General features: G+C 61.7%; 22 protein-coding genes. 10 read left to right on the top strand and 12 right to left on the bottom strand.

All coding sequences use genetic code 11. The features are described 5' to 3' along the window. Window positions 1-226 precede the first annotated feature (226 nt). The 4 genes from uvrB to M2A_RS18030 all read right to left on the bottom strand — a co-directional run bounded on the left by uvrB (window position 227) and on the right by M2A_RS18030 (window position 4,061). Window positions 227-2,506, bottom strand: a complete 2,280-nt coding sequence (gene uvrB, locus M2A_RS11855) for an excinuclease ABC subunit UvrB (protein WP_045447666.1) — start codon at window positions 2,504-2,506, stop codon at window positions 227-229. An 89-nt stretch (window positions 2,507-2,595) separates the two neighbouring features. After that, window positions 2,596-3,528 (bottom strand): DMT family transporter, encoded by a 933-nt coding sequence (locus M2A_RS11850; RefSeq protein WP_045447663.1) that lies wholly within the window; start codon window positions 3,526-3,528, stop codon window positions 2,596-2,598. Between the two features lie 110 nt (window positions 3,529-3,638). After that, a complete protein-coding gene (locus M2A_RS18035; protein ID WP_156101750.1) occupies window positions 3,639-3,797 on the bottom strand; it encodes a hypothetical protein in 159 nt (52 codons plus the stop codon). Window positions 3,798-3,902: 105 nt separating this feature from the next. Next, window positions 3,903-4,061 carry a hypothetical protein gene (locus tag M2A_RS18030; RefSeq protein ID WP_156101749.1) on the bottom strand — a complete coding sequence of 53 codons (159 nt, stop codon included), beginning with the start codon at window positions 4,059-4,061 and terminating at the stop codon, window positions 3,903-3,905. 149 nt (window positions 4,062-4,210) lie between these two features. Between M2A_RS18030 and M2A_RS11845 the strand changes: the two genes are divergently transcribed. Beyond that, on the top strand, window positions 4,211-4,660 hold the full coding sequence (locus tag M2A_RS11845; RefSeq protein ID WP_045447660.1) for a PH domain-containing protein: 450 nt from the start codon (window positions 4,211-4,213) through the stop codon (window positions 4,658-4,660). 43 nt (window positions 4,661-4,703) lie between these two features. Beyond that, window positions 4,704-5,501, top strand: a complete 798-nt coding sequence (locus tag M2A_RS11840; protein WP_045447657.1) for a methyltransferase domain-containing protein — start codon at window positions 4,704-4,706, stop codon at window positions 5,499-5,501. A gap of 86 nt (window positions 5,502-5,587) precedes the next feature. Here the strand turns inward: M2A_RS11840 and M2A_RS11835 are convergent, their stop codons facing one another. The 5 genes from M2A_RS11835 to pdxR form a co-directional block, all read right to left on the bottom strand. Then, entirely contained in the window at window positions 5,588-6,244 is a 657-nt protein-coding gene (locus M2A_RS11835) for a TetR/AcrR family transcriptional regulator (RefSeq protein ID WP_045447654.1), read from the bottom strand. 220 nt (window positions 6,245-6,464) lie between these two features. Beyond that, window positions 6,465-7,076, bottom strand: coding sequence for a class GN sortase (locus tag M2A_RS11830; protein WP_045447652.1), 612 nt, complete (start codon window positions 7,074-7,076; stop codon window positions 6,465-6,467). A gap of 1 nt (window position 7,077) precedes the next feature. Then, entirely contained in the window at window positions 7,078-9,369 is a 2,292-nt protein-coding gene (locus M2A_RS11825) for a marine proteobacterial sortase target protein (RefSeq protein WP_081875591.1), read from the bottom strand. Between the two features lie 130 nt (window positions 9,370-9,499). Beyond that, window positions 9,500-10,105, bottom strand: coding sequence for a glutathione S-transferase family protein (locus M2A_RS11820; RefSeq protein WP_045447650.1), 606 nt, complete (start codon window positions 10,103-10,105; stop codon window positions 9,500-9,502). Between the two features lie 5 nt (window positions 10,106-10,110). Then, a complete protein-coding gene (gene pdxR / locus M2A_RS11815; protein ID WP_045447647.1) occupies window positions 10,111-11,601 on the bottom strand; it encodes a MocR-like pyridoxine biosynthesis transcription factor PdxR in 1,491 nt (496 codons plus the stop codon). A gap of 196 nt (window positions 11,602-11,797) precedes the next feature. On the opposite strand from pdxR, the gene M2A_RS17800 reads away from it, so the two are divergent. The 5 genes from M2A_RS17800 to M2A_RS11795 all read left to right on the top strand — a co-directional run bounded on the left by M2A_RS17800 (window position 11,798) and on the right by M2A_RS11795 (window position 14,957). Next, a complete protein-coding gene (locus M2A_RS17800) occupies window positions 11,798-11,971 on the top strand; it encodes a DUF1272 domain-containing protein (protein ID WP_081875590.1) in 174 nt (57 codons plus the stop codon). A gap of 5 nt (window positions 11,972-11,976) precedes the next feature. Then, window positions 11,977-12,648: a pyridoxamine 5'-phosphate oxidase family protein gene (locus M2A_RS11810; protein WP_244444446.1), complete on the top strand. Its 672-nt coding sequence runs from the start codon at window positions 11,977-11,979 to the stop codon at window positions 12,646-12,648. Window positions 12,649-12,652: 4 nt separating this feature from the next. Then, window positions 12,653-13,273: an FMN-binding negative transcriptional regulator gene (locus M2A_RS11805; protein WP_045447643.1), complete on the top strand. Its 621-nt coding sequence runs from the start codon at window positions 12,653-12,655 to the stop codon at window positions 13,271-13,273. After that, window positions 13,274-13,654, top strand: a complete 381-nt coding sequence (locus M2A_RS11800) for a hypothetical protein (protein WP_045447640.1) — start codon at window positions 13,274-13,276, stop codon at window positions 13,652-13,654. 100 nt (window positions 13,655-13,754) lie between these two features. Further along, the gene (locus M2A_RS11795) at window positions 13,755-14,957 is read left to right on the top strand and encodes a pyridoxal phosphate-dependent aminotransferase (RefSeq protein WP_045447637.1); all 1,203 of its coding nucleotides are present in this window, start codon (window positions 13,755-13,757) and stop codon (window positions 14,955-14,957) included. 208 nt (window positions 14,958-15,165) lie between these two features. Here the strand turns inward: M2A_RS11795 and M2A_RS11790 are convergent, their stop codons facing one another. Both M2A_RS11790 and M2A_RS11785 read right to left on the bottom strand, forming a co-directional pair. Then, window positions 15,166-15,558 carry a hypothetical protein gene (locus tag M2A_RS11790; RefSeq protein WP_045447634.1) on the bottom strand — a complete coding sequence of 131 codons (393 nt, stop codon included), beginning with the start codon at window positions 15,556-15,558 and terminating at the stop codon, window positions 15,166-15,168. A gap of 14 nt (window positions 15,559-15,572) precedes the next feature. Beyond that, window positions 15,573-16,430, bottom strand: a complete 858-nt coding sequence (locus M2A_RS11785; RefSeq protein ID WP_052379436.1) for a M48 family metallopeptidase — start codon at window positions 16,428-16,430, stop codon at window positions 15,573-15,575. 167 nt (window positions 16,431-16,597) lie between these two features. Here M2A_RS11785 and M2A_RS11780 point away from each other — a divergent pair, with 167 nt between their 5' ends. From M2A_RS11780 to M2A_RS11770, 3 genes are all read left to right on the top strand, one after another. Continuing rightward, window positions 16,598-17,065 (top strand): Dps family protein, encoded by a 468-nt coding sequence (locus M2A_RS11780; RefSeq protein ID WP_045447631.1) that lies wholly within the window; start codon window positions 16,598-16,600, stop codon window positions 17,063-17,065. 179 nt (window positions 17,066-17,244) lie between these two features. Then, window positions 17,245-18,240 (top strand): protein-methionine-sulfoxide reductase catalytic subunit MsrP, encoded by a 996-nt coding sequence (msrP, locus tag M2A_RS11775; protein ID WP_045447628.1) that lies wholly within the window; start codon window positions 17,245-17,247, stop codon window positions 18,238-18,240. 190 nt (window positions 18,241-18,430) lie between these two features. Further along, complete coding sequence (locus M2A_RS11770; RefSeq protein ID WP_045447625.1) at window positions 18,431-19,108, top strand: HAD family hydrolase; 678 nt, start codon at window positions 18,431-18,433, stop codon at window positions 19,106-19,108. Window positions 19,109-19,124: 16 nt separating this feature from the next. On the opposite strand, the gene trxB is transcribed toward M2A_RS11770, so the two are convergent. Further along, window positions 19,125-20,096: a thioredoxin-disulfide reductase gene (trxB, locus tag M2A_RS11765; RefSeq protein ID WP_045447622.1), complete on the bottom strand. Its 972-nt coding sequence runs from the start codon at window positions 20,094-20,096 to the stop codon at window positions 19,125-19,127. Window positions 20,097-20,101: the final 5 nt, after the last annotated feature.

The raw sequence follows: 20,101 nt of genomic DNA, 5'->3' as shown, positions 1-20,101 counted from the left end.
GACAATATAGTTTCGATAAAATAAGACTTTGAGTTGGGAGGCCAAATGCCAGACCCGCGCTGATATTCCCGATTAACTATAAGGTCACCACGCTCAAACATATCGCGGATTTCAGCGATCGTCGCATGGGTGGGTTGAATGCGCATTCAGAGTCAGTCCATGTATCATTATGTGAATTACTACTGCTAGCATAGCCGAGTTAATTCCAGTTTTGCAGGTGAAGTTTTTACCGCTTCCGTCCCCCTTGTCCTCCGCGCTTCTTATACGTCCGTGTGCCGGCTTTGCCGCCGGTGGAGCGGGCGGATTTGCGGGGGGAGGACTTTTCTTCCACGGCGCTTTGGCGGGCCATGGGGTCGTCCGAGACGGCGAGTTCCACGTCCTGCAGCCGTTTGATTTCGTCGCGCAGGCGCGCGGCTTCCTCGAATTCGAGATCGGCGGCGGCGTCCTTCATCCGCTTTTCCATATCCTCGATATGGGCGCGCAGATTGTGGCCGACGAGTTCCACCGCGCCATTATCGCCGGTATCGACGCGCACATGGTCGCGCTCATAGACGCTTTCCAGAATGTCGCCGATATTCTTGCGGATGCTTTCCGGCGTGATGCCGTGTTCCTTGTTATAGGCCATCTGCTTTTCGCGGCGCCGGTTCGTTTCGGCAATGGCGCGCTCGAGCGAGCCCGTCATGTTATCCGCATAAAGAAGAACGCGCCCGTCGACGTTGCGCGCCGCGCGGCCGATGGTCTGCACGAGCGAGGTTTCCGAGCGCAGGAACCCCTCCTTGTCCGCGTCCAGAATGGCAACCAGCGCGCATTCGGGAATGTCGAGCCCTTCGCGCAGCAGGTTGATGCCGATCAGAATGTCGAAGGCGCCGAGGCGCAGGTCGCGGATGATCTCGATCCGCTCCAGCGTGTCGATATCCGAATGCATGTAGCGCACGCGCAGGCCCTGCTCGTACATATATTCGGTCAGGTCCTCGGCCATGCGCTTGGTCAGCGTGGTGACGAGCACGCGGTGGCCCTTCTTCGCCATCTCGTGACATTCGGCGACGAGATCGTCCACCTGGGAGGAGGCGGGGCGGATGTCGCACACGGGGTCGATGAGGCCCGTCGGGCGGATGACCTGTTCGACGAAGACGCCGCCGGTCTGCTCCATCTCCCATTTGCCGGGCGTCGCGGAGACATAGGTCGTCTGCGGGCGCATGGCGTTCCACTCCTCGAATTTGAGCGGCCTGTTGTCGACGCAGGAGGGCAGGCGGAAGCCGTATTCGGCGAGCGTCGCCTTGCGCCTATAGTCGCCCTTATACATGGCGCCGATCTGCGGCACGGAGACGTGGCTTTCATCGGCAAAGACCAGCGCATTGTCCGGCAGATATTCAAAGAGCGTGGGCGGCGGCTCGCCGGGCTTGCGGCCCGTGAGATAGCGCGAATAGTTTTCGATGCCGGCGCAGGAACCCGTCGCCTCCATCATCTCGATATCGAACTGGGTGCGCTGCTCGATGCGCTGGGCTTCCAGCAGCTTGCCTGCGGCGGTCAGCTCTTCCAGCCGCTCTTTCAGGTCGATCTTGATCTGCTTGATCGCCTGCTGCAGCGTCGGGCGCGGGGTCACATAGTGCGAGTTCGCATAGACCTTGATGGCGTCGAGCTTGGCGGTCTTCTGGCCGGTGAGCGGGTCGAACTCGGTGATCTCCTCCACCTCGTCGCCGAACATGGAAACCCGCCAGGCGCTGTCTTCATAGTGGGCGGGGAAGATTTCCACCACATCGCCGCGCACCCGGAAGGTGCCGCGCTGAAAGGCCTGATCGTTGCGCTTATATTGCAGGGCCACGAGGTCGGCGAGAAGCTGCGTGCGGTCCAGCCGGTCGCCGCGCTTCACCTGGAAGGTCATTTCCGAATAGGTTTCCACCGAGCCGATACCGTAGATGCAGGAGACGGAGGCGACGATGATCACATCGTCCCGTTCCAAAAGCGCGCGGGTGGCGGCGTGGCGCATCCGGTCGATCTGCTCGTTGATCGAGCTTTCCTTCTCGATATAGGTGTCGGTGCGCGGCACATAGGCTTCCGGCTGGTAATAGTCGTAATAGGAAACGAAATATTCCACCGCGTTATTCGGGAAGAAGCTTTTGAACTCGCCGTAAAGCTGGGCGGCCAGCGTCTTGTTCGGCGCGAGGATGAGGGCGGGGCGCTGGGTCTTCTCGATCACCTGCGCCATGGTGAAGGTCTTGCCCGAGCCGGTGACGCCGAGCAGCACCTGGTCGCGCTCGCCTGCCTTGATGCCCTCCACCAGCTCCTTGATCGCCTGCGGCTGGTCGCCCTTCGGCTCGTATTCCGAAACGATTTCGAGCTTGATGCCGCCTTCGCTTTTTTCCGGGCGCGGCGGCTTGTTCTGAAGGAAGGAAAGATCGACGGGCAGATCCGCCGCGGCGCCCTCATGCACGAAGCTGGCGCCCGGCGCTTCGGCAAAACCGGAGGCGGCGGCGGGTTTTTGACTGGAGGAGGTTTTGGTGCTCATGGCCCACAATATGGCCGCGCCGGCCCCGTCTGGCTAGGGCCATTTGGCAGGAGATGGCGGCAGGGCGCCTCACTCCTGACAGCAGGGTGTCAGGAGGCCCGGTCCTCTAGGCCGGGTGCTTCCTCCGGCGTATCCCGCAGGTCGCGGCGGCGCAGGGCGGGGCCGAGCTGGGTGGCGAGCACGGCGATGAGAATGAGCGCGGCGCCGCTCCAGGCCAGCGGGGTGAGCCGCTCGCCGAGCAGCAGCGCGCCGAAAAGCGCGGCAAAGAGCGCCTCGCCGGACATGATGATGGCGGCATCCGACGGCGGCGTGTAGCGCTGGGCGAGGCTTTGCAGCGTGAAGCAGAGCCCGCCGGAAAGTATGCCGGTATAGAGAAACTCGAAGCCCGCGCCCGCAAAGGCGGCGGCGGAAAGCCGGTCCGCTTCGAAGGCCAGGCCGAGGCCGAATCCTGCAAGTCCGGTCACGAGAAATTGCATGAAGGCGATGGCGAAGGGCCGCTCCAGCGCTTCCACATATTTGCCGACAAGCAGCACCTGCGCCGCCCAGAAAAGCGCGCTCACCACCATGATCGCATCGCCCCAATTGAGCGCCGCGCCATTGCCGCCGGAAAGAAGAAACGTCCCCGCGAAAGAGAGCAGCGCGGCCACCCAGATGATGCCCGGCGCCTTATACCGCCAGAGCGCCGCGCCGAGGATCGGCACCAGCACCACATAAAGCGCGGTGAGGAACCCGGCATTCGTCACCGAGGTGACTTGCAGCCCCACTTGCTGGGTGATGCAGGCAAGAAAAAAGACAAGGCCGATGCCCGCCGTAATCAGCCCGTTGCGGCGGCTGAGCGGGCGGGCGCGGCTCCGGCTCTCCCAAAGCGCGAAGGGGGCAACGGCCAAAGCGGCCAGCAGAAAGCGCCCGCCGGTAAAGGTGAAAGGGCCGACATGATCCATTGCCGTGGCCTGGCCGACAAAGGCCGAGCCCCAGACAAGGGCGGTGATCAGCAGCAAAAGGTCGGCGCGCAAACGGCTCATGCCTTTGCCTAGCCGTCCGGCGCCCTATGCGCAAGAAAAAGGGCGCAAGCAAAAGGCAGGACCGGGATTGGTCTTCAGGAGGCCGGCGGCCGATCAGGTAATAACAGCCATCAGGTGAAAACCATCGTGCCCGCGAGCAGCGCCATGACGATGACGGCGGCGGTGAGCGAAAGGGCAAGGACGATGCGCGCGCCTGTGCCGCTCACGGCCTGGCGGGCGTCGGTTTCGTCTTTAACCGGTGCGTTCTGCGTATTCTCTTCGTTCTGCATGGGTCCTCTCATTGCGGTGAATGATGTGCGGCGCCATTACAGGAACTGACATAGAGCCAGCCACCCTCAGATCAAACGCCCCATGCAGCGCTTTTGTTCCGGCGCTTAACCGGCGCCGAGCGCCCAGCTTGAAAACAGCATGACGAGCACCAGCGCCAGCGAGATGGCAAGCACATGGCGCACATGATGGCCGGTCACGCCCTGGCGCGCCTTGTCATGATCGAGAAACGCGCCGTGCTGAGACGCGCCGTGCTGTTTGGTCATCGTACCCTCCCGGAAACGGATGGGCCGATAGCGATGCGAGAGAACCTTCAGTCTGAACCCGGCGGCCCGTCCTTGCAACAGGGGCCGCATCACAGTTCCGTTTGTGCGCTTAACAGAATCAGCGCGGTTTGAAATACTCGGATGCCGGCATGGGCACCGTTACGGGCGCTTCCGGCGGGGGAAACATGCGCGCAAAGGTTCATTGGTCGATCTATCTGCCCGCCGGACTGGTGGCCGCGCTCTGGGGCGCCCTGGCGCTTTGGGCGGCGCAGGCCGGGGCGGAAACAATCCTCACGCTGGCGCTTTTGGTGGAGGCGGGCGCCGTGCCCTTGCTCCTTGTTATGGCCTGGCTCAGGGCGCGCGGGCGGGTGCTGGAAATCGGCAGCCAGGGGCTTTTTCTGCAAACCGGTATGCTGCGCCCGGTCAAACTGGGCGCGGCGCTTTCCATGGTCGAGGCGGTGGAGGCGCACCGCTCCCTGCTGCAGCGCCTGCTCGGCGCAGGCACGGTTGAAATACGCCTGAAGGGCGGCGCGTCCTGGCGGCTCGACGATATGGCGGACCCTGAGGCGCTGGTTGCCGGTTTTAAACAACACAAATAACGGTCCGGGGGATGGACCAGAGGATGGACCAGAGGATGGATAAGTGAGCAATACGATCGATTTCGACGAGCGCACCGCCAAGGCGGTGGAGGCGATGTATCTCACCCCGGATGTGGTGGCGCAGCGGGCCGAGGTGATCAAGGCCCTGGCGCCGAAGCCCGGCGAGCATTTGCTCGATATCGGCGCGGGGCCGGGGCTGCTGGCTTACGATCTTGCCCGCCTTGCCGGGGAAAACGGGCGGGTGCTCGGTATCGACACGTCCGAGCCCATGGTGAAGATGGCGCGCACGCGCTGCGCCGCGCTGCCGCAAGCGGAATTCGAAGTGGGCGATGCGGTGAAGCTGGCCGGTGTCGAAGGCGCGTTCGATGCGGCCGTTTCCACGCAGGTTTATGAATATGTTGCCGACATGGACGGCGCACTCAAAGCCCTGCACAGGGTGCTGCGGCCCGGCGGGCGGGCCCTCATTCTCGATACGGATTGGGACAGCATCGTCTGGCATGCGAGCGACCGGCGGCTGATGCAGCGGGTGCTCCACTGCTGGGACGATCATCTGGCCGATCCGCATTTGCCCGCCACGCTGGCGGTGAAATTGCGCCGGGCCGGCTTCACCTTGATGCGCATGGATGTCGTGCCGATGACCAGTCTGGGCTATCAGCCGCATTCTTATGCGGCGGGCATGATGCACGGTATTTTGGGGTTCGTGCGCGCCAATGGCGAGCGTCATGGGCTGAGCGCCGATGAAATTCAGACCTGGTATGATGATCAGCTTCATCTTGCCGAACGCGGCGAGTTTTTCTTCTCGCTGAACCGTTACATGTTCCTTGCGGTCAAGCCGGTATAAAACGGCAGATATAGAAAACCCCCGGGAATGCTCCCGGGGGTTTAAAGCCTTTGCCCTGCCTTTAAAGGCGGGCCTGCCTCACTGGCTTATTTGCCGTAGCGGGCCACGAGTGTCGCGACCGCTTCGGCGATCAGCTTGTCCTTGTTCTTGGGCAAGCGGAAATTCGGGTCGAACAATGCCGGCCAGATCAGGCTTTCACGCAGCATGCCCGACACTTCCTGCGCGGAAATCGCCGTATCGTGCTGCTTGAGAAGGCCGCGCTGCACCAGCTTGTCGAGAAGCTTGGCAACGGCCTGCTGACGCTGGATGACGCCGCGCTCGAAAAACTCGCGGCCGATTTCCGGCTGGCCGGAAACTTCCGCGATCACCGCGCGCATCAGCGCGTTGAGCCCCTGATCGAATTGGGCGGAGAGAATGTTGTTCGCCGCCTTGGTGATGACTTCCTCGACGGTGCCGTGTTCGCCCAGATCCGCATCGGTTTCCTCGATGCGTTCATAGGCTTCGCTGATCACGGCACTGAACAATTCCTCTTTCGAGTTGAAGTGCTTGTAGAGCGTGGCCGTGGAAACATCGGCCTTGCGCGCGATCTCGGCCATGGCGGCGCGGGTAAAACCGTTATGTTGAAACTCGTCCCGGGCCGCATCGAGAATGGAACGCCGTTTTGTTGCGCTGACGCGGCGGCGGTAATTCTCAAGACCGGAATGCGCCGGCGCCGTTGTTTGTTTCGAATTGGCTACGTTCATTTGCCACTCATCTCCAGGGATTACACTGAACTATTCATACCATACCAGTTTCATGCAGCCCATTACCATGTGACCGATTGTACCTGAAATATTGGATATTCCCCAATCTGCAAAGGTTACAGAGAGGGCTTCTTAATGACGGCAAAGGCGCGCCAAGTGAAGGACAAATATTGCTAATGTAGTTTATTCTTATGTATTTCCCGCGAACAGGAATAGAAACCTAGAGCGCCTGCTTGGCAAACACCACATAACGCTGCCGGCCTTGGGCGACGGCGCCGAATGGATAGCAGGTCACAAGGGCCAGACGGCCGCCCCCTTCCGCAGGGTCAATGCCGGAGGCGGCCGCATCGACGATGCGTGTGTGACTCACCCGGTAAGAACGCCGGACACCGTCCGCACCCGTTACATCCAGACGGTCCCCCGTTTTCAAATGCTGCAGGAAGGCGAAATGCGTATCGCGGTGGGCGGCGAAAACCGTGGTGCCATGGGGGCCGGGTGGCGGCGTGCCGGTAAGATGCCCGGGGCCGAAGGCGAGCGCTTCGCCGGAGCCGCCGGAAAGCACGATGGTGCTGTTGCCGAGGCGCGGCGCGCTGATCCGGGCGACCGGCCAGGTATCGGCCCAGGGCCAGGGCTTGGTGGGGGCGCCGCTTTCCAGCGTTTCCGCCCAGGCCTTTTGCAGAAGCACCTGTGCCAAGCCGGCCTTGGCGTGAATGTAGACACCCTGCCCGAAAAGCAGCGCGCCTGCGCCGAGGCATAAAGCCAGGGCGCAGGCGGCCAGTTTACGTGGCCAGGAGTGAGGCAAGGAGCGGGGCAAGGAGACGGCGCGCGCCATCTCAGCTTCTCCCGTGGGCGGGCACTTGGGTCCGCGCGGCCAGATGCCGCCAGAAGAAAGCGAGCATCCAGCAGGCCGCGGCAAAGAGCATCAACAGTCCGCCGCTTAGCATCAGCCCCGCCGCATTGGTTGCCGTCTGGGGCAGGGCAATGCCGGCCTTGGCTTCCGCCGCCTCTGCCGAAACCGGCGCGGCGGCCATGGCGAGCATCGGCATGGCGCTACGGGCCTTGGCATCGCGCATCGGCACGGGCGAGGGCTGTTCGCCAAAGACGGCCTCGAAGTCCCAGCCATCGGGCAGGTTGAGCGGCACGTCGCGGCGCGTCACGTCTTCTCCTGCAGGGCGGACCGGGGTTTTATCGACCGCGACAAGGCTGGTCAGGCGGCTGACGAGATGATGGGACAGAGCGACATCGGTAATCGCGGCGTCGAGCTTTTCCCAATTGCCGCCCGCATAGCGCATGGCTTCCAGCGAGGCGATTTTCTTGCGTGCCCAGAGCTTGGCAACGCCCGGCCGTTCGGCGGCCTTGGCAAGCGGCAGACGCAGCTCCCAGGGCTGGCCGTCAAACGTGCCTTTCAGTTTGAACGTGCCTGAGGCATCGGCCATCCGCGCGGCAAGGATAATCGGCTCACCGAGATAAAGATCGGGAAGCGGGTTCGGCCAGGCTTCCACTTCCTGTCCATCTGGCCAGACGGCGGTAAGGTCCGTCAGCGCCGGATTTTCCAGCTTCGTGAAAAGCTGCGCCATGCGCTCTTTCACCTGTTCCGGCTCGCCGATATGGGTGAAGGTGCCGCGGCCCATCTCCGCCGCCCGGCTCATGAAGAAGCTGTTGGGGGCGGAACCGATGCCGACGGTAAAGAGGCGGCTTGCGCCGAGTTGCTGGGAGATGGTGTTGAAGAGCTGCTCTTCATTGCCGACCGCGCCGTCCGTCAGAAACACGACCTGGCGCAGATATTGGCTGTCTGCGGGCTGGGCAATGAGCGCCTGCTGAAGCGCGCCCAGCATTTCCGTGCCGCCTTCTGCATTCAGCCCGCGCACGAATGCCAGCGCCCGGTCCAGGTTTTCCTTATCGGCGCGCACGGCCTGGGGGAAGAGCGTTTCATGGGTGTGATTGAAGCGCACGACATTGAAACGGTCCTGCGGGGTAAGCCGCTGCAGCGCAAGTTCCAGGCTTGCCTTTGCCTGCGGCATGGAAGCGCCTGCCATGGAACCGGAATTGTCGATGACGAAGATCGCCTCGCGCGGCGGCGTCTTGCGGGACGCATCTTTGCTCTGCGGCGGCATCAGCATCATCAGCACATAATCTTCGCCGTTCAGCTCCTCGCGGAACAGGGCGGCGGTGGGCGCGTCCGTTTTGGCGGGCGTCCAGGTGAGCTCGAAATCCTTGTCCGCCGGGACTTCGCCTTGGCTGAGCGTCAGCTCCGCACGGCTTTCATCCTCGCGCACCAATGCGATCTCATGATGCGGGCTCGTGATGTCGCCGAGCGGAAAGCCTGCATCGAGCGAGAGCGTCAAGGTCAGCGGATTGCGTTTGCCGGTATCCGGATGCGCGACGGGCGGGGTGATCTTGCCGCGGTCCGGCACGGGATCGGAAACGCTGCCCCATCCATTCTCGCCCGGCTGGAAATCCACGAGATGCACGCTCGGCGCCGGGTTGTAGCGCGGGGCGACAACGGTCGGGAAGCGCAGCGAGAAGATGTTTTCGTCCTGGCGCACCGTCTGCTGATATTCGATCTGCACGACAATAGTTTCGCCCGGCCCGATATTGGCAACCGAATTGGTGAAGATGTTGGGCCGCTGCTGTTCAATCAGCGACGCGCGTTTGCCCGCTTCCTTCGCTTCTTCGTAAATCTGCCGGGCCTCTTCTTTCTTCTTGATCTCGCCTTCGATGATGCGGTCGCCGATCAGCATGCGCAGGCTGTCCACCGCGCTGTCCTCGGGCAGGGGAAAGACATAAACGCCTTCCACCCAGCCATCGCTCGGGTTTTCAAAACGCTGGGTGACTTTCGCCCGCGCGATGGGGCCGGCAACGTCGATATCGACATCGGTGGCGACCATGGGCGCCTGAATATATTTGCCGGGCTCTTTCGTTTTGAGCAGCAGGCCGCCGCTCGTCATGTCGTTCGGTGTGACGAGGCGCAGCTCGCCTTCGCTCTCCGCTTGAGGCGTGTTCGCGCCGGCGGCACCGGCGAAAAGCATCAAAAAGAGAAAGAAGGCGGCAAAACCCGTGATGCCATAACGAAGCACCTCGGCGGGGCTCAGCCAGCCGAGGCGTGATGATGGATAGTGTTTCATATGCGTGTCCCCTGACATTTTCCCTGCCCTTGATGTGCTCAGTGGAGCGCAGCAATGGGGCGAGACTTTTGGGGGAATGGGCCGGGGGGAGGGTCATTTAAGGGCGAAAATGTGACGGCCCCCGGATGTGTTACGCTTTCATCGTGATATGCCGGGGCTGGGCCTCCACACGGGCAAGCCAGGCGCGCACGGCTTCATAAGGGGCGAGATCGAAGCCGCCATCGCCTGCGGCATGGGTATAGGCATAAAGCGCGATATCGGCGAGCGTGTAGCGGTTTGCCGCAAAAAAATCCGTATACATCAGATGTTTTTCCATGACGCCGAGCGCCTGATGGCCGCGCTCATGCCAGGCGGCAAGCTGGCTCTCGGAAATCTCATCCCGCCCGCCCGGTTTGATGGAAAGCCAGAAGCGTGCCACGGCGATGTAAGGCTCGTGACTATATTGCTCGAAGAACATCCATTGCAGCATCTGCGCCCGCTCGAAGGCGTCTTCGGGCACGAGCGGCGTGTTCTCGCCGAGATAAAAGAGGATGGCGTTGGATTCGGGCAGAAAGCGTCCGTCATCGGTTTCCAAAAGCGGCACGCGCCCATTCGGGTTCTTGGCGAGAAACGTGCCGGTGCGCGTTTCCTGGGCGAGCACATCCACATTGACGATGTCGAGAGGCAGCCCAAGCTGATGCGCGGTTAGGCGGACTTTGTAGCAATTGCCGGAGTTGTGCATGTTGTATAGGCGCATGGCGCTTACACTCCCACTTCATGAAGCGCGGCGCTCAGCCGCTCGACGCCCGGCTCGATCAGCTTTTCCGGCACGCCGGCAAAGCCGAGATAAAGCGCATGGCGTTTGCGCTGGGTGAGATAAAAATGCGAGACGGCGGTGGTCAGCACCTTGTGCCGGTCGGCGGCGGCGGTGGCATCGTCATCGCTCACCCCTTCGGGCAGGAAGGCGGGCAATTGCATGCCGCCGTCGGGCCGGGCCGGGCGGATGCGCCCGCCAAGCTTGCTTTCCAGCGCATCGATGAGGAGATCGCGCCGCTCCGCATAAAGCGCGCGCATGCGGCGGATATGGGCGGAGAAATGCCCCTCATGCATGAAGTCGGCAACGGCGGCCTGCACGATGGCGGGCGGGTTCTGCCCCGTCACGCGGATGGCGCGCAGGCACGCTTCCACCATATTGTCGGGCACGACGAGATAGCCGATGCGGATGGCGGGAAAGAGCGTCTTTGCCATGGTGCCCATGTAGATGACGCCGCCCGTGCGGTCGAGCCCCTGGAGCGAGGAGAGGGGGCGGCCGGCATAGCGGAACTCGCTGTCGTAATCGTCCTCCAATACCCAGGCGCCGACTTCATTGGCCTTTTGCAGAAGCGCGAGGCGGCGCTTCAGGCTCATGGTGACGGAAAGCGGGTATTGGTGCGAGGGCGTGCAGTAGATAAGCCGCGGTGGATCTTCGCCGGGCGGGGCGGCATCGGGGTTCATGCCCTCTTCGTCCACCGGCACGGGCACGATGCGCGCGCTCGAGGCAAGAAAGGCCCCGCGCGCGCCAAGATATCCCGGCTCTTCATGCCAGACGACATCGCCCGGATCGACGACAAGACGCGTGGCAAGATCGAGCGAGGCCTGCGCGCCTGCCGTGACGATGACATTGTCCGGCCCGCAGACGACGCCGCGCGCCGCGCCGAGATATTCGGCAATCGCCTCGCGCAGGGCCGGAAAGCCGGTGCCGAGCTGATAATCGAAAAGCCGCGATTGCGGCTGGCGCGCGCGCCGGGCCAGCAGCCGCGCCCAGACTTGATGGGGAAAGAATTCCAGCGACGGCATGCCGTGCTGAAAGGGCAGCACATGGCCTTTGACGTAAGAGGGTGAGGCGCGTTTGACGGTAAGCATCGCCTCGCCCCGCTGGGAAAGGCGGCGGCGCGGGTCGGGCTTGATCTCCTGGCGCTCGGCCCGGCCCGCCTCGATCAGCGTGTCGGGGGGAATGGCCGCGACATGGGTGCCCGAGCCCACCCGGCTTTCCAGATAGCCTTCCGCGATGAGCTGCTCATAGGCGGCGACCACAGTGTTGCGGCCGATGGCCAGTTCCTTGGCCAGCGTGCGGCTCGGCGGCATGCGCAGCCCGGCGAGCAGCCGCCCGCTCAAGATGGCGCTGCGCACGCTGTCATAGAGCTGACGGTAGAGCGGGGTTTCCAGATCGGGATCGAGATTGAGCGCCCCCAAAATGGCTGTCGGTGAATTCATGATTGGCCCCCCAGACCAGGGTCAAGAAATGCGCGGCAAGGGTGCGAATACCGATCCGCGCCGGGATTGGCCCCAATATAGTTATGCCATTGGAGCTTTAGAAGGAGCCAATTTTAAGGCTTGGTCACGGTCCGATTGATGAATTGGTCCGGCCCGCTGCGATGGGCCGGAAAGCGGACCGTGAAAGGGGGCGCCAATGCTGGAAATGAGAACGGAATGCGAGAAATGCAAGGCCCCGACACCGCCGGAGGGCGAGGCATCGATTTGCAGTTATGAGTGTACGTTTTGCGCACCTTGCACGAGCGATATGGACCATCGCTGCCCCAATTGCGGCGGCGAGCTCACCGCCCGGCCGAAGCGGGCGGGGTAATGCCCATGTCCGATGTCATGTCCGCCTATGCCACCGAAAAGCGGTTCCGGCCAAAGCGCGCGCCGGAACGGGCCTCTTATGACAAGGCGCTCGTCCACGCTGTTCTGGATGAGGCGCTCATGGCCCATGTGGCCTATACGGACGAAGCGGGGGTTCCTCACGTCATCCCGATGTATTTCGTCCGCGACGGGGAAAGCCTGCTGCTGCATGGTTCGGCGAAAATGGGCCTGGCGAAAGCGGCCCGGCGCGGCGCACCTTTTTGTATCAATGTGACCTTGCTCGACGGGCTGGTGCTCGCCCGCTCCGGTTTCCATCACTCGGTCAATTACCGCTCCGTCACGGTGCATGGCGTGCCGGAGATAGTGGAGGGAGAGGAGAAGACCCGCGCGCTCGATCTCACCGTCGAGCGTCTCGCCAAAGGCCGGTCCGCCGAAGTGCGCGCGGCAAATGTGAAAGAGTTCAAGGCGACTGTGGTGCTGCGCCTGAAGCTGGAACAGGTCGCGGCGAAGACGCGCACGGGCGGCGTCAATGACGAGCCGGAAGATATGGAGCTGCCTGTCTGGGCTGGGGTCATTCCGCTGCATCTGGCAGTGGGCACGCCGCTTGCCGATGCAGCCTGCTTGCCCGGTCTCGCCGCGCCGCATCTCACTCTCACCGGTCCGCTGTCTGAAAGGTAATCACATGTATATTCCGCCGCGATACGAGATGACGGAGAGAGGCGAAGCGCTGGCGCTGATGCGCGCTTATCCCTTCGCGTTTTTCGTCTTGAACGGCGAGGGCGCGCCGGAAGCCGCTCATCTGCCGTTTCTGACGGAAGAAGAAGACGGGCGGCTTTACCTGCGCGCGCATATGGCCCGCGCCAATCCGCTGAGCGAGGCGCTTGAGCAAGGCGCCCGCGCGCTCGTCATCTTTCAAGGCCCCCATGGCTATATCTCGCCCGCCTGGACGGACGATCCGAAAATGGTGCCGACCTGGAACTATCAGGCGGTGCATGCCTATGGGCCGGTGAGAACGATCGACGGCAAAGACCGCTGCCTCGATCTGCTGGCCCGCATGACGGCGCAGTTCGAAGAGGCGCGCCCCGATCCCTGGCGGATGGACGGTCTCGAGCCCGGCTGGAAGGCCCGGCTTTTGGAGGCAACGGCGATGTTCGAAATGGAAGTAGAGCGGCTCGAAGCCAAAACGAAGCTCAGCCAGGACAAGGCGGGCGAGCGGGGCACGGCGATTTTGGAGGGGCTTGCGCGGGAAGGCGCGGACCCTGAGCTCATGGCCGCCATGCGCGCGGCGCTTAAGGAGAGATAGATGGAAAAGATCGTCAGCGGCTTGCTCATCCTTACCGGGCTTTTGAACGCCGCCCCGGTCATGGGCGTTTTCGGCGCCGCGCGCCTTAAAACCATGTATGGGCTGAGTTTCGAGGAGCCCAATCTTCTGGTGCTCATGCAGCACCGGGCGGTGCTTTTCGCCCTCATCGGCGGGTTCATGATCTTTGCCGCATTCAAGCCCGCCTTGCAGCCTGCCGCCTTCCTCATCGGGTTCGTTTCCATGGCCGCTTTCGTCTGGCTTGCCTGGGGTGTGCCGGAGCTGAACGGGCAGCTTAAACGGGTCATGATCGCGGATATTGCCGGGATCGGCGCGCTTTTGGCCGCGATTGCGATTTATTTTCTCGCGCGCCCGCAAATCTGAGGAAAAGCGGGGGCAAACCCCCTTGCAGGCTGTTGCGAAATGCCCCGCGCCGTCATAGGTTGACGCCGCATTTCAACCCCTTTTCCGCGGGAGCCGTTTCATGGGTTTCATTTCCGACTCGCTAAGCCGTATCAAGCCGTCTGCCACCATGGCTGTGACGCAGAAGGCGCGCGATCTGAAAGCTGCCGGGGTCGATGTGATCGGCCTGGGGGCGGGCGAGCCCGATTTCGACACGCCGGACAACATCAAGGAAGCCGCGATCGAGGCGATCCGCCGCGGGGAAACGAAATACACCGCCGTGGACGGCATCCCGGAACTCAAAGAAGCCATCGCCGGCAAGTTCAAGCGGGAAAACAAGCTCGACTACAAAACGAGCCAGGTCTTCGTCGCGCCGGGCGGTAAGCCCATCCTCTATAACGCGATGATGGCGACGCTCAATCCGGGCGATGAAGTGATCATTCCGGCCCCTTACTGGGTGTCCTATCCCGATATCGTGCTGCTCGCCGGCGGCACGCCCGTTTTCCTCGAAACGAAAATGGAAGACGGGTTCAAGCTGCGCCCGGAAGATCTGGAAGCGGCGATCACGCCGAAGACGAAATGGTTCATCTTCAACTCGCCCTCCAACCCGAGCGGCGCGGCCTATACGCGCGAGGAGCTGAAGAAGCTGACGGATGTACTCAAGCGGTATGAAAACGTCTGGGTGCTGACGGACGACATGTATGAGCATCTCGTCTATGACAATTTCGATTTCACGACCCCCGCGCAGGTCGAGCCCGCGCTTTATGAGCGCACCTTGACGATGAACGGCGTCTCGAAAGCCTATGCGATGACGGGCTGGCGTATCGGTTATTGCGCAGGCCCCGAGCCGCTGATCGCCGCCATGCGCAAGATCCAGGGGCAGTCCACCTCGAACCCGACTTCGATCAGCCAGTGGGCGGCGGTGGAAGCCTTGAACGGGCCGCAGGACTTCATCCCCGAGCGGGCGAAAGTCTTCAAGGAGCGCCGCGACCTCGTGGTGAAAATGCTGAACGAGGCGGAAGGCATCGAATGCCCGGTGCCCGAAGGCGCGTTCTATGTCTATCCGTCCTGCGCCGGCTGCATCGGCAAGAAAACGCCGGAAGGCAAGACGATCGACACGGACGAGGATTTCGCCACCGCGCTTCTGGAAGCCGAAGGCGTCGCCGTGGTGCATGGGGAAGCTTTCGGCCTCTCGCCCTTCTTCCGCATTTCCTACGCGACCTCCACCGAGGCGCTGCAGGAAGCGTGCAAACGCATCCAGAAATTCTGCGCCAGCCTGACGTAAAAATTGGAGGCATTCCGCAATGACAAAGCCCCGCGCACCGCGCGGGGCTTTTTTGTTTGCCGTCACTTTTAGGCGTGGCCCGTGGTCAATGGAATGCCTTTTCCTTCTGCAGCGGCGGCAGCGGGCGAGGCGCTAAAGGAACATTCAGGTCTAGCTAGTATGCGGACGCTCGCGTCTTGTCGCTCTTGGCGTTACGCGGAGATAGGCATCAAATGCGTTGTTCACGTGCAAAACGTCTACGGCTCTTTTCTTCGCGATGGTCGATATATGCTATCACCGGCGCCGACATAAAAAGCGCGATAAAAGCGATATCGATGGCCACTGAAATAAGACCTGACCAGATATTACGAAATATGAGTACTGGTCCCATGACAAGCATGAGCAAGATCAAGAACACAACCCATATACGCCGAGCCGTTTGACTGCCGAAGAACATCAACAAGAAACAAACCACGATGCCCGCACTCGGAAAAAAATAGATTGCGGCAATGACATGATCAGGCTCAAAGAAGGCAACGAGCATGAAGGGCGCATTGGTTACCACAAAAAAGAACGATGTGACCCACCAGAGCGCGGCACCTATGCGCGTGGTCCGGTCCATCGCCTCGCCCCGCCTCACGTATATTCCACCCCGTTTTCGTCCGTCACCGCGGCAAGGCCCATGCGTTTCAGTTCCTGCTGGATGTTGGCGATGCGGCTGGCGTGGGAGGGATGGGTGGACATGAATTCGGGCGGGGCGCTGCCTTTGCTTTGCTTGGCCATGTTCTGCCAAAGGCCGACGGCCTGGCGCGCGTCATAGCCGCTGGCATGCATGTAGCGCAGGCCCAGCGTGTCGGCTTCCAGCTCGTGGCGGCGCGAATAGGGCAGGAGCACACCGAATTGCACGCCCATGCCGAGCACGGCGGCGATTTCCTTGCCCCCTTGCACATCGCCCGCTTCCATGGCGACGGCAGCAGCCGTCATGCCAAGGCCCGCGGCAAGCTGCTGGCTGTAGCGTTCGGCCGAATGGCGGGCGGTGACATGGCCCACTTCATGGCCCATCACGGCGGCCAGGTGATGGTCGTTGTCGAAGCGTTTGAAAATGCCTTCGTAAAATCCAACCTTGCCGCCCGGCAGCACGAAGGCATTGGCTTCGTCGCTGTCGAAAAGCGTGAACTCCCAGGGCTGATTGCCGAGCCCGGCGCTTTGCACGATGCGGCTGCCCACGGTGCGCAGGCGCGCATTCATGCGCGGGTCGCGGGAAATGCGCTCCTGCTTTTTAAGAGCGCTCCAGGAACTGGCGGCCATCTGCGCCAATTGCCCGTCGGAGACGAGGATGAGCTGCGAGCGCCCGAGCGCCCGGTTCTGCGTGCAGCCGGCAAGGGCGACGACGGAGCCGGAGGCGAGCCCCTGGATCAGGCGCCGCCGGTTCATCACCACCGGTTCACGGTCCACCCAATCGATCTCGACATCCACGGTTTTTGATGCGGACATGGTCCATCCCCCTGGTTAAGCTCGGCAATTGGCGTTTACCATAAGCGCTGGCGCCGTGCGCTTCCAGTGCAAAGCGCGAAAGCTAAATTTAGAATTGATATAAAAAGACTTGTAACGCGCTGGTTTGGATATATATTATAACGCGTACGTGAAGACAGGAGAGCGCCATGAAAATCGACATCGGAATCAAAGCAAAAGACCGTGAAAAAATCGCCGAGGGCCTCACCCGCGTTCTGGCAGATACCTACACGACCTACCTCAAAACCCATAATTACCATTGGAATGTGACAGGTCCGATGTTCAACACGCTGCATCTGATGTTCGAGCAGCAATATAACGAGCTTTGGATCGCGGTGGACGAAATCGCCGAGCGCATCCGCTCCCTGGGCGCGGTGGCGCCGGGCACCTACAAGGCTTTTGCCGAGCTGACTTCGGTAGAAGAAGACAATGGCGTGCCGAAGGCGGAGACGATGATCGCCAATCTCGTCAAAGCGCACGAGACGATCACGCGCACGGCCCGTGAAGTATTCGCTATCGTCGATGAGGCGAGCGATGAGCCGACGGCGGACCTTCTGACCCAGCGCATGCAGGCCAGCGAGAAAACCGCCTGGATGCTGCGCTCCATGCTGGAATAAGCGTCTGCAGCCGCATTTCCGGCGCATTATGACAGCCCGGTAAGGTAAGTTACGCCAACGTGATTTGCCTTGACCGGGCGTCTTTCTATGTTCTCTAGCATGGTTTTGAACGCGCTTTGCTTGCGCATTTGGCCATGCTCCTTGGAAAGACGATCTTTGACCGGTGAAAGGCTGCCCCCATGCTGATCAAATCGAAAAAGGGCTGGGAAATTCCAGAGCGCGAGGCGACGCCTCAGGAAATATTCTTCAACCGCCGCCGGTTTTTGAAAACCACCGGCCTGGTGCTGGCCAGCGCGGCGAGCATGGGGCTCGGCGCCTGTGACGGGGAGGCGGAAGAAAGCGCTGCGGGCGCGGCCTCTTCCAGCAGCGATCCGACGGCCGATCTTTATCCCGTCTCGCGCAATGAGCGTTATACGATCGAGCGGGAGCTGACGCCAAAATCCATTTCCTCCACCTATAATAATTTCTACGAGTTCGGCTCCCACAAGCGCATTTACGACAAGGCGCAGGAGCTGAAAATCCGTCCCTGGCAGGTGGTGATCGACGGGGAGGTGAACAATCCCGAAACGCTCGATATCGACACGCTGATCCGCGCCATGCCGCTGGAAGAACGGCTCTACCGGCACCGCTGCGTAGAAGCCTGGTCGATGACCGTGCCCTGGTCCGGCTTTGCCTTGAAGGAACTCGTCAAGCGCGCCGATCCCAAATCGAGCGCCCGCTATGTGCGCATGGAAACCTTCCAGGACCCGGAAATGGCGAGCGGCCAGCGGCAATATTGGTATCCCTGGCCTTATGTGGAAGGGCTGACCATGGAAGAGGCGACGAACGATCTCGCCTTCATGGTGACGGGCGTTTACGGCGAGCCTTTGGCGAAACAATATGGCGCGCCGATCCGCCTTGCGGTGCCGTGGAAATATGGCTTCAAGTCGATCAAATCCATCGTGCGCTTCACCTTCACCTCGCAGCGCCCGGTCAGCTTCTGGGAAGAGATCAATCCGCAGGAATATGGGTTCTGGGCGAATGTGAACCCGGAAGTCCCGCATCCGCGCTGGTCGCAGGCTACCGAAGAAGTGCTGGGCACGGGCAAGCGCGTGCCGACGCAGCTCTTCAATGGCTACGGCGAATATGTCGCCGGGCTCTACAAGGACATGCAGGACAAGCCGATCTATTTCTGACCGGTTTTTCGGCATGTTGAAGCTGTCACCCCGGCCCCCAAGCCGGGGTCCATGCAGCGTCCCCGCTTACCGCCGCTTCCCATGGACCCTTGGGCCCACGCCTGAGGGTGACGAGTAAGAGGCGCGCGCCTGAAACAATGCGTCACGCAATGTGACTGGCGCGGCGCGGGAGCGCGGTTAAACTGCGCCCATGCCGAAACCCGTTCCTTCCGCTTCCCTCATCATTTTCGATTGTGACGGCGTGCTGGTCGATACCGAGCGCGTTGCCAATGAATTGCTGGTGCGCCTGCTCGCCGATCTCGGCCTCGTCATCACCTATGCCGAGTGCCGCCGCCGTTTCGTCGGCCGTTCGCTTAGCTCCGTGCAGGAAGAAGTGGAGGCGGAACTCGGCCGCCAGCTTGCCCCCGATTGGCCCGATGCGGTGGTGCGCAAAGAAACGCTGCATGCCTTTGAAGCGGGGATCGAGGCGATTGCCGGTGTGCGCGAGCAGCTCGAATGGCTGGCCGGTCTGCCGCATCCTTTTTGCGTCGCGTCTTCAGGCCAGATCCAGAAGATGCATGCAACGCTCGGCTCCTCCGGCCTTTTGCCTTTCGTCAAGGATGTGCTTTTCAGTGCGGATATGGTGGGCAAGGGTAAGCCCGCGCCCGATCTTTTCTTACATGCCGCCGCGCAAATGGGCCATGCGCCGGAAACATGCGTGGTGATCGAGGATAGTGTGCCCGGCGTGCAGGCGGGCATCGCCGCTGGCATGAAGGTACTGGGTTATGCAGGCGATCCGCATACCGATGCAGAAGGCCTGAAACGCGAAGGCGCGCATCTCTTTGATGACATGCGCGCCTTGCCGGATCTTTTGTCGGCCGGACTTTAATCCGGCTGGGTAGAGCTTATTCCGCCGCTGCTTTCGCAGGTGTTGCTTCCTGGGCCGCGATATAACGCTCGGCTTCGAGCGCGGCCATGCAGCCGAGGCCTGCCGCCGTGACGGCCTGGCGGTACACATCGTCCGTGACATCGCCGGCGGCAAAAACGCCGGGAATGGAGGTGACGGTGGAATCGGGCGCCGTGACCAGATAACCGCCTTCTTTCGTTTCCAGCTCTTCTTCGAAAAGCTCGACGGCGGGCTTGTGGCCGATGGCAATGAAGACGCCGTCCGTCTTGCGCTCGGAAATCTCGCCGGTCTTCAGATTTTTCAGACGCACGCCGGTAACGCCGAGCGGGTCTTCATCGCCCAGAATTTCTTCAAGCGCGCTGTCCCAAACGACTTCGATCTTCTCGTGATTGAAGAGACGGTCCTGCAGGATTTTTTCTGCGCGCAATTCATCGCGCCGGTGCACGAGCGTCACCTTGCTGGCAAAATTCGTCAGGAACAGCGCTTCCTCGACGGCGGTGTTGCCGCCGCCCACCACCACGACTTCCTTGCCGCGGTAGAAGAACCCGTCGCAGGTCGCGCAGGCGGAAACGCCGAAGCCCTGGAACTTTTCTTCGGACGGAAGGCCGAGCCATTTTGCCTGGGCGCCCGTTGCGATGATCAGCGCATCGCAGGTGTAAACCGTGCCGCTGTCACCGGTAAGGCGGAAGGGGCGGACGCCAAGCTCGGCGCGCACGATCGTGTCGGAAACCATATTGGTGCCGACATTGCGTGCCTGGGCTTCCATCTGCTCCATCAGCCAGGGGCCCTGAATGGGATCGGCAAAACCGGGATAGTTTTCGACATCCGTCGTAATGGTCAGCTGCCCGCCCGGCTGAATGCCTTGAATGAGCGTCGGCTCCAGCATGGCGCGCGCCGCATAGACGGCAGCGGTATAGCCGGCAGGCCCGGACCCGATGATGATGACTTTGGAATGCTGTAGCTCGGACATGGAAC

The sequence above is a fragment of the Tepidicaulis marinus genome, from assembly GCF_000739695.1.
GTDB classification, from domain to species: domain Bacteria; phylum Pseudomonadota; class Alphaproteobacteria; order Parvibaculales; family Parvibaculaceae; genus Tepidicaulis; species Tepidicaulis marinus.
Note: the sequence above shows the minus strand (reverse complement) of the source record. Positions and strands in the feature narration are given on the sequence as shown.

Bases quoted from the DNA above. Each gene is read 5' to 3' on its own strand.
- uvrB (WP_045447666.1), bottom strand. From the start codon at position 2,506: ATGAGCACCAAAACCTCCTCCAGTCAAAAACCCGCCGCCGCCTCCGGT.
- M2A_RS11850 (WP_045447663.1), bottom strand. From the start codon at position 3,528: ATGAGCCGTTTGCGCGCCGACCTTTTGCTGCTGATCACCGCCCTTGTC.
- M2A_RS18035 (WP_156101750.1), bottom strand. From the start codon at position 3,797: ATGCAGAACGAAGAGAATACGCAGAACGCACCGGTTAAAGACGAAACC.
- M2A_RS18030 (WP_156101749.1), bottom strand. From the start codon at position 4,061: ATGACCAAACAGCACGGCGCGTCTCAGCACGGCGCGTTTCTCGATCAT.
- M2A_RS11845 (WP_045447660.1), top strand. From the start codon at position 4,211: ATGGGCACCGTTACGGGCGCTTCCGGCGGGGGAAACATGCGCGCAAAG.
- M2A_RS11835 (WP_045447654.1), bottom strand. From the start codon at position 6,244: ATGAACGTAGCCAATTCGAAACAAACAACGGCGCCGGCGCATTCCGGT.
- M2A_RS11830 (WP_045447652.1), bottom strand. From the start codon at position 7,076: ATGGCGCGCGCCGTCTCCTTGCCCCGCTCCTTGCCTCACTCCTGGCCA.
- M2A_RS11825 (WP_081875591.1), bottom strand. From the start codon at position 9,369: ATGAAACACTATCCATCATCACGCCTCGGCTGGCTGAGCCCCGCCGAG.
- M2A_RS11820 (WP_045447650.1), bottom strand. From the start codon at position 10,105: ATGCGCCTATACAACATGCACAACTCCGGCAATTGCTACAAAGTCCGC.
- pdxR (WP_045447647.1), bottom strand. From the start codon at position 11,601: ATGAATTCACCGACAGCCATTTTGGGGGCGCTCAATCTCGATCCCGAT.
- M2A_RS17800 (WP_081875590.1), top strand. From the start codon at position 11,798: ATGCTGGAAATGAGAACGGAATGCGAGAAATGCAAGGCCCCGACACCG.
- M2A_RS11810 (WP_244444446.1), top strand. From the start codon at position 11,977: ATGTCCGATGTCATGTCCGCCTATGCCACCGAAAAGCGGTTCCGGCCA.
- M2A_RS11805 (WP_045447643.1), top strand. From the start codon at position 12,653: ATGTATATTCCGCCGCGATACGAGATGACGGAGAGAGGCGAAGCGCTG.
- M2A_RS11800 (WP_045447640.1), top strand. From the start codon at position 13,274: ATGGAAAAGATCGTCAGCGGCTTGCTCATCCTTACCGGGCTTTTGAAC.
- M2A_RS11795 (WP_045447637.1), top strand. From the start codon at position 13,755: ATGGGTTTCATTTCCGACTCGCTAAGCCGTATCAAGCCGTCTGCCACC.
- M2A_RS11790 (WP_045447634.1), bottom strand. From the start codon at position 15,558: ATGGACCGGACCACGCGCATAGGTGCCGCGCTCTGGTGGGTCACATCG.
- M2A_RS11785 (WP_052379436.1), bottom strand. From the start codon at position 16,430: ATGTCCGCATCAAAAACCGTGGATGTCGAGATCGATTGGGTGGACCGT.
- M2A_RS11780 (WP_045447631.1), top strand. From the start codon at position 16,598: ATGAAAATCGACATCGGAATCAAAGCAAAAGACCGTGAAAAAATCGCC.
- msrP (WP_045447628.1), top strand. From the start codon at position 17,245: ATGCTGATCAAATCGAAAAAGGGCTGGGAAATTCCAGAGCGCGAGGCG.
- M2A_RS11770 (WP_045447625.1), top strand. From the start codon at position 18,431: ATGCCGAAACCCGTTCCTTCCGCTTCCCTCATCATTTTCGATTGTGAC.
- trxB (WP_045447622.1), bottom strand. From the start codon at position 20,096: ATGTCCGAGCTACAGCATTCCAAAGTCATCATCATCGGGTCCGGGCCT.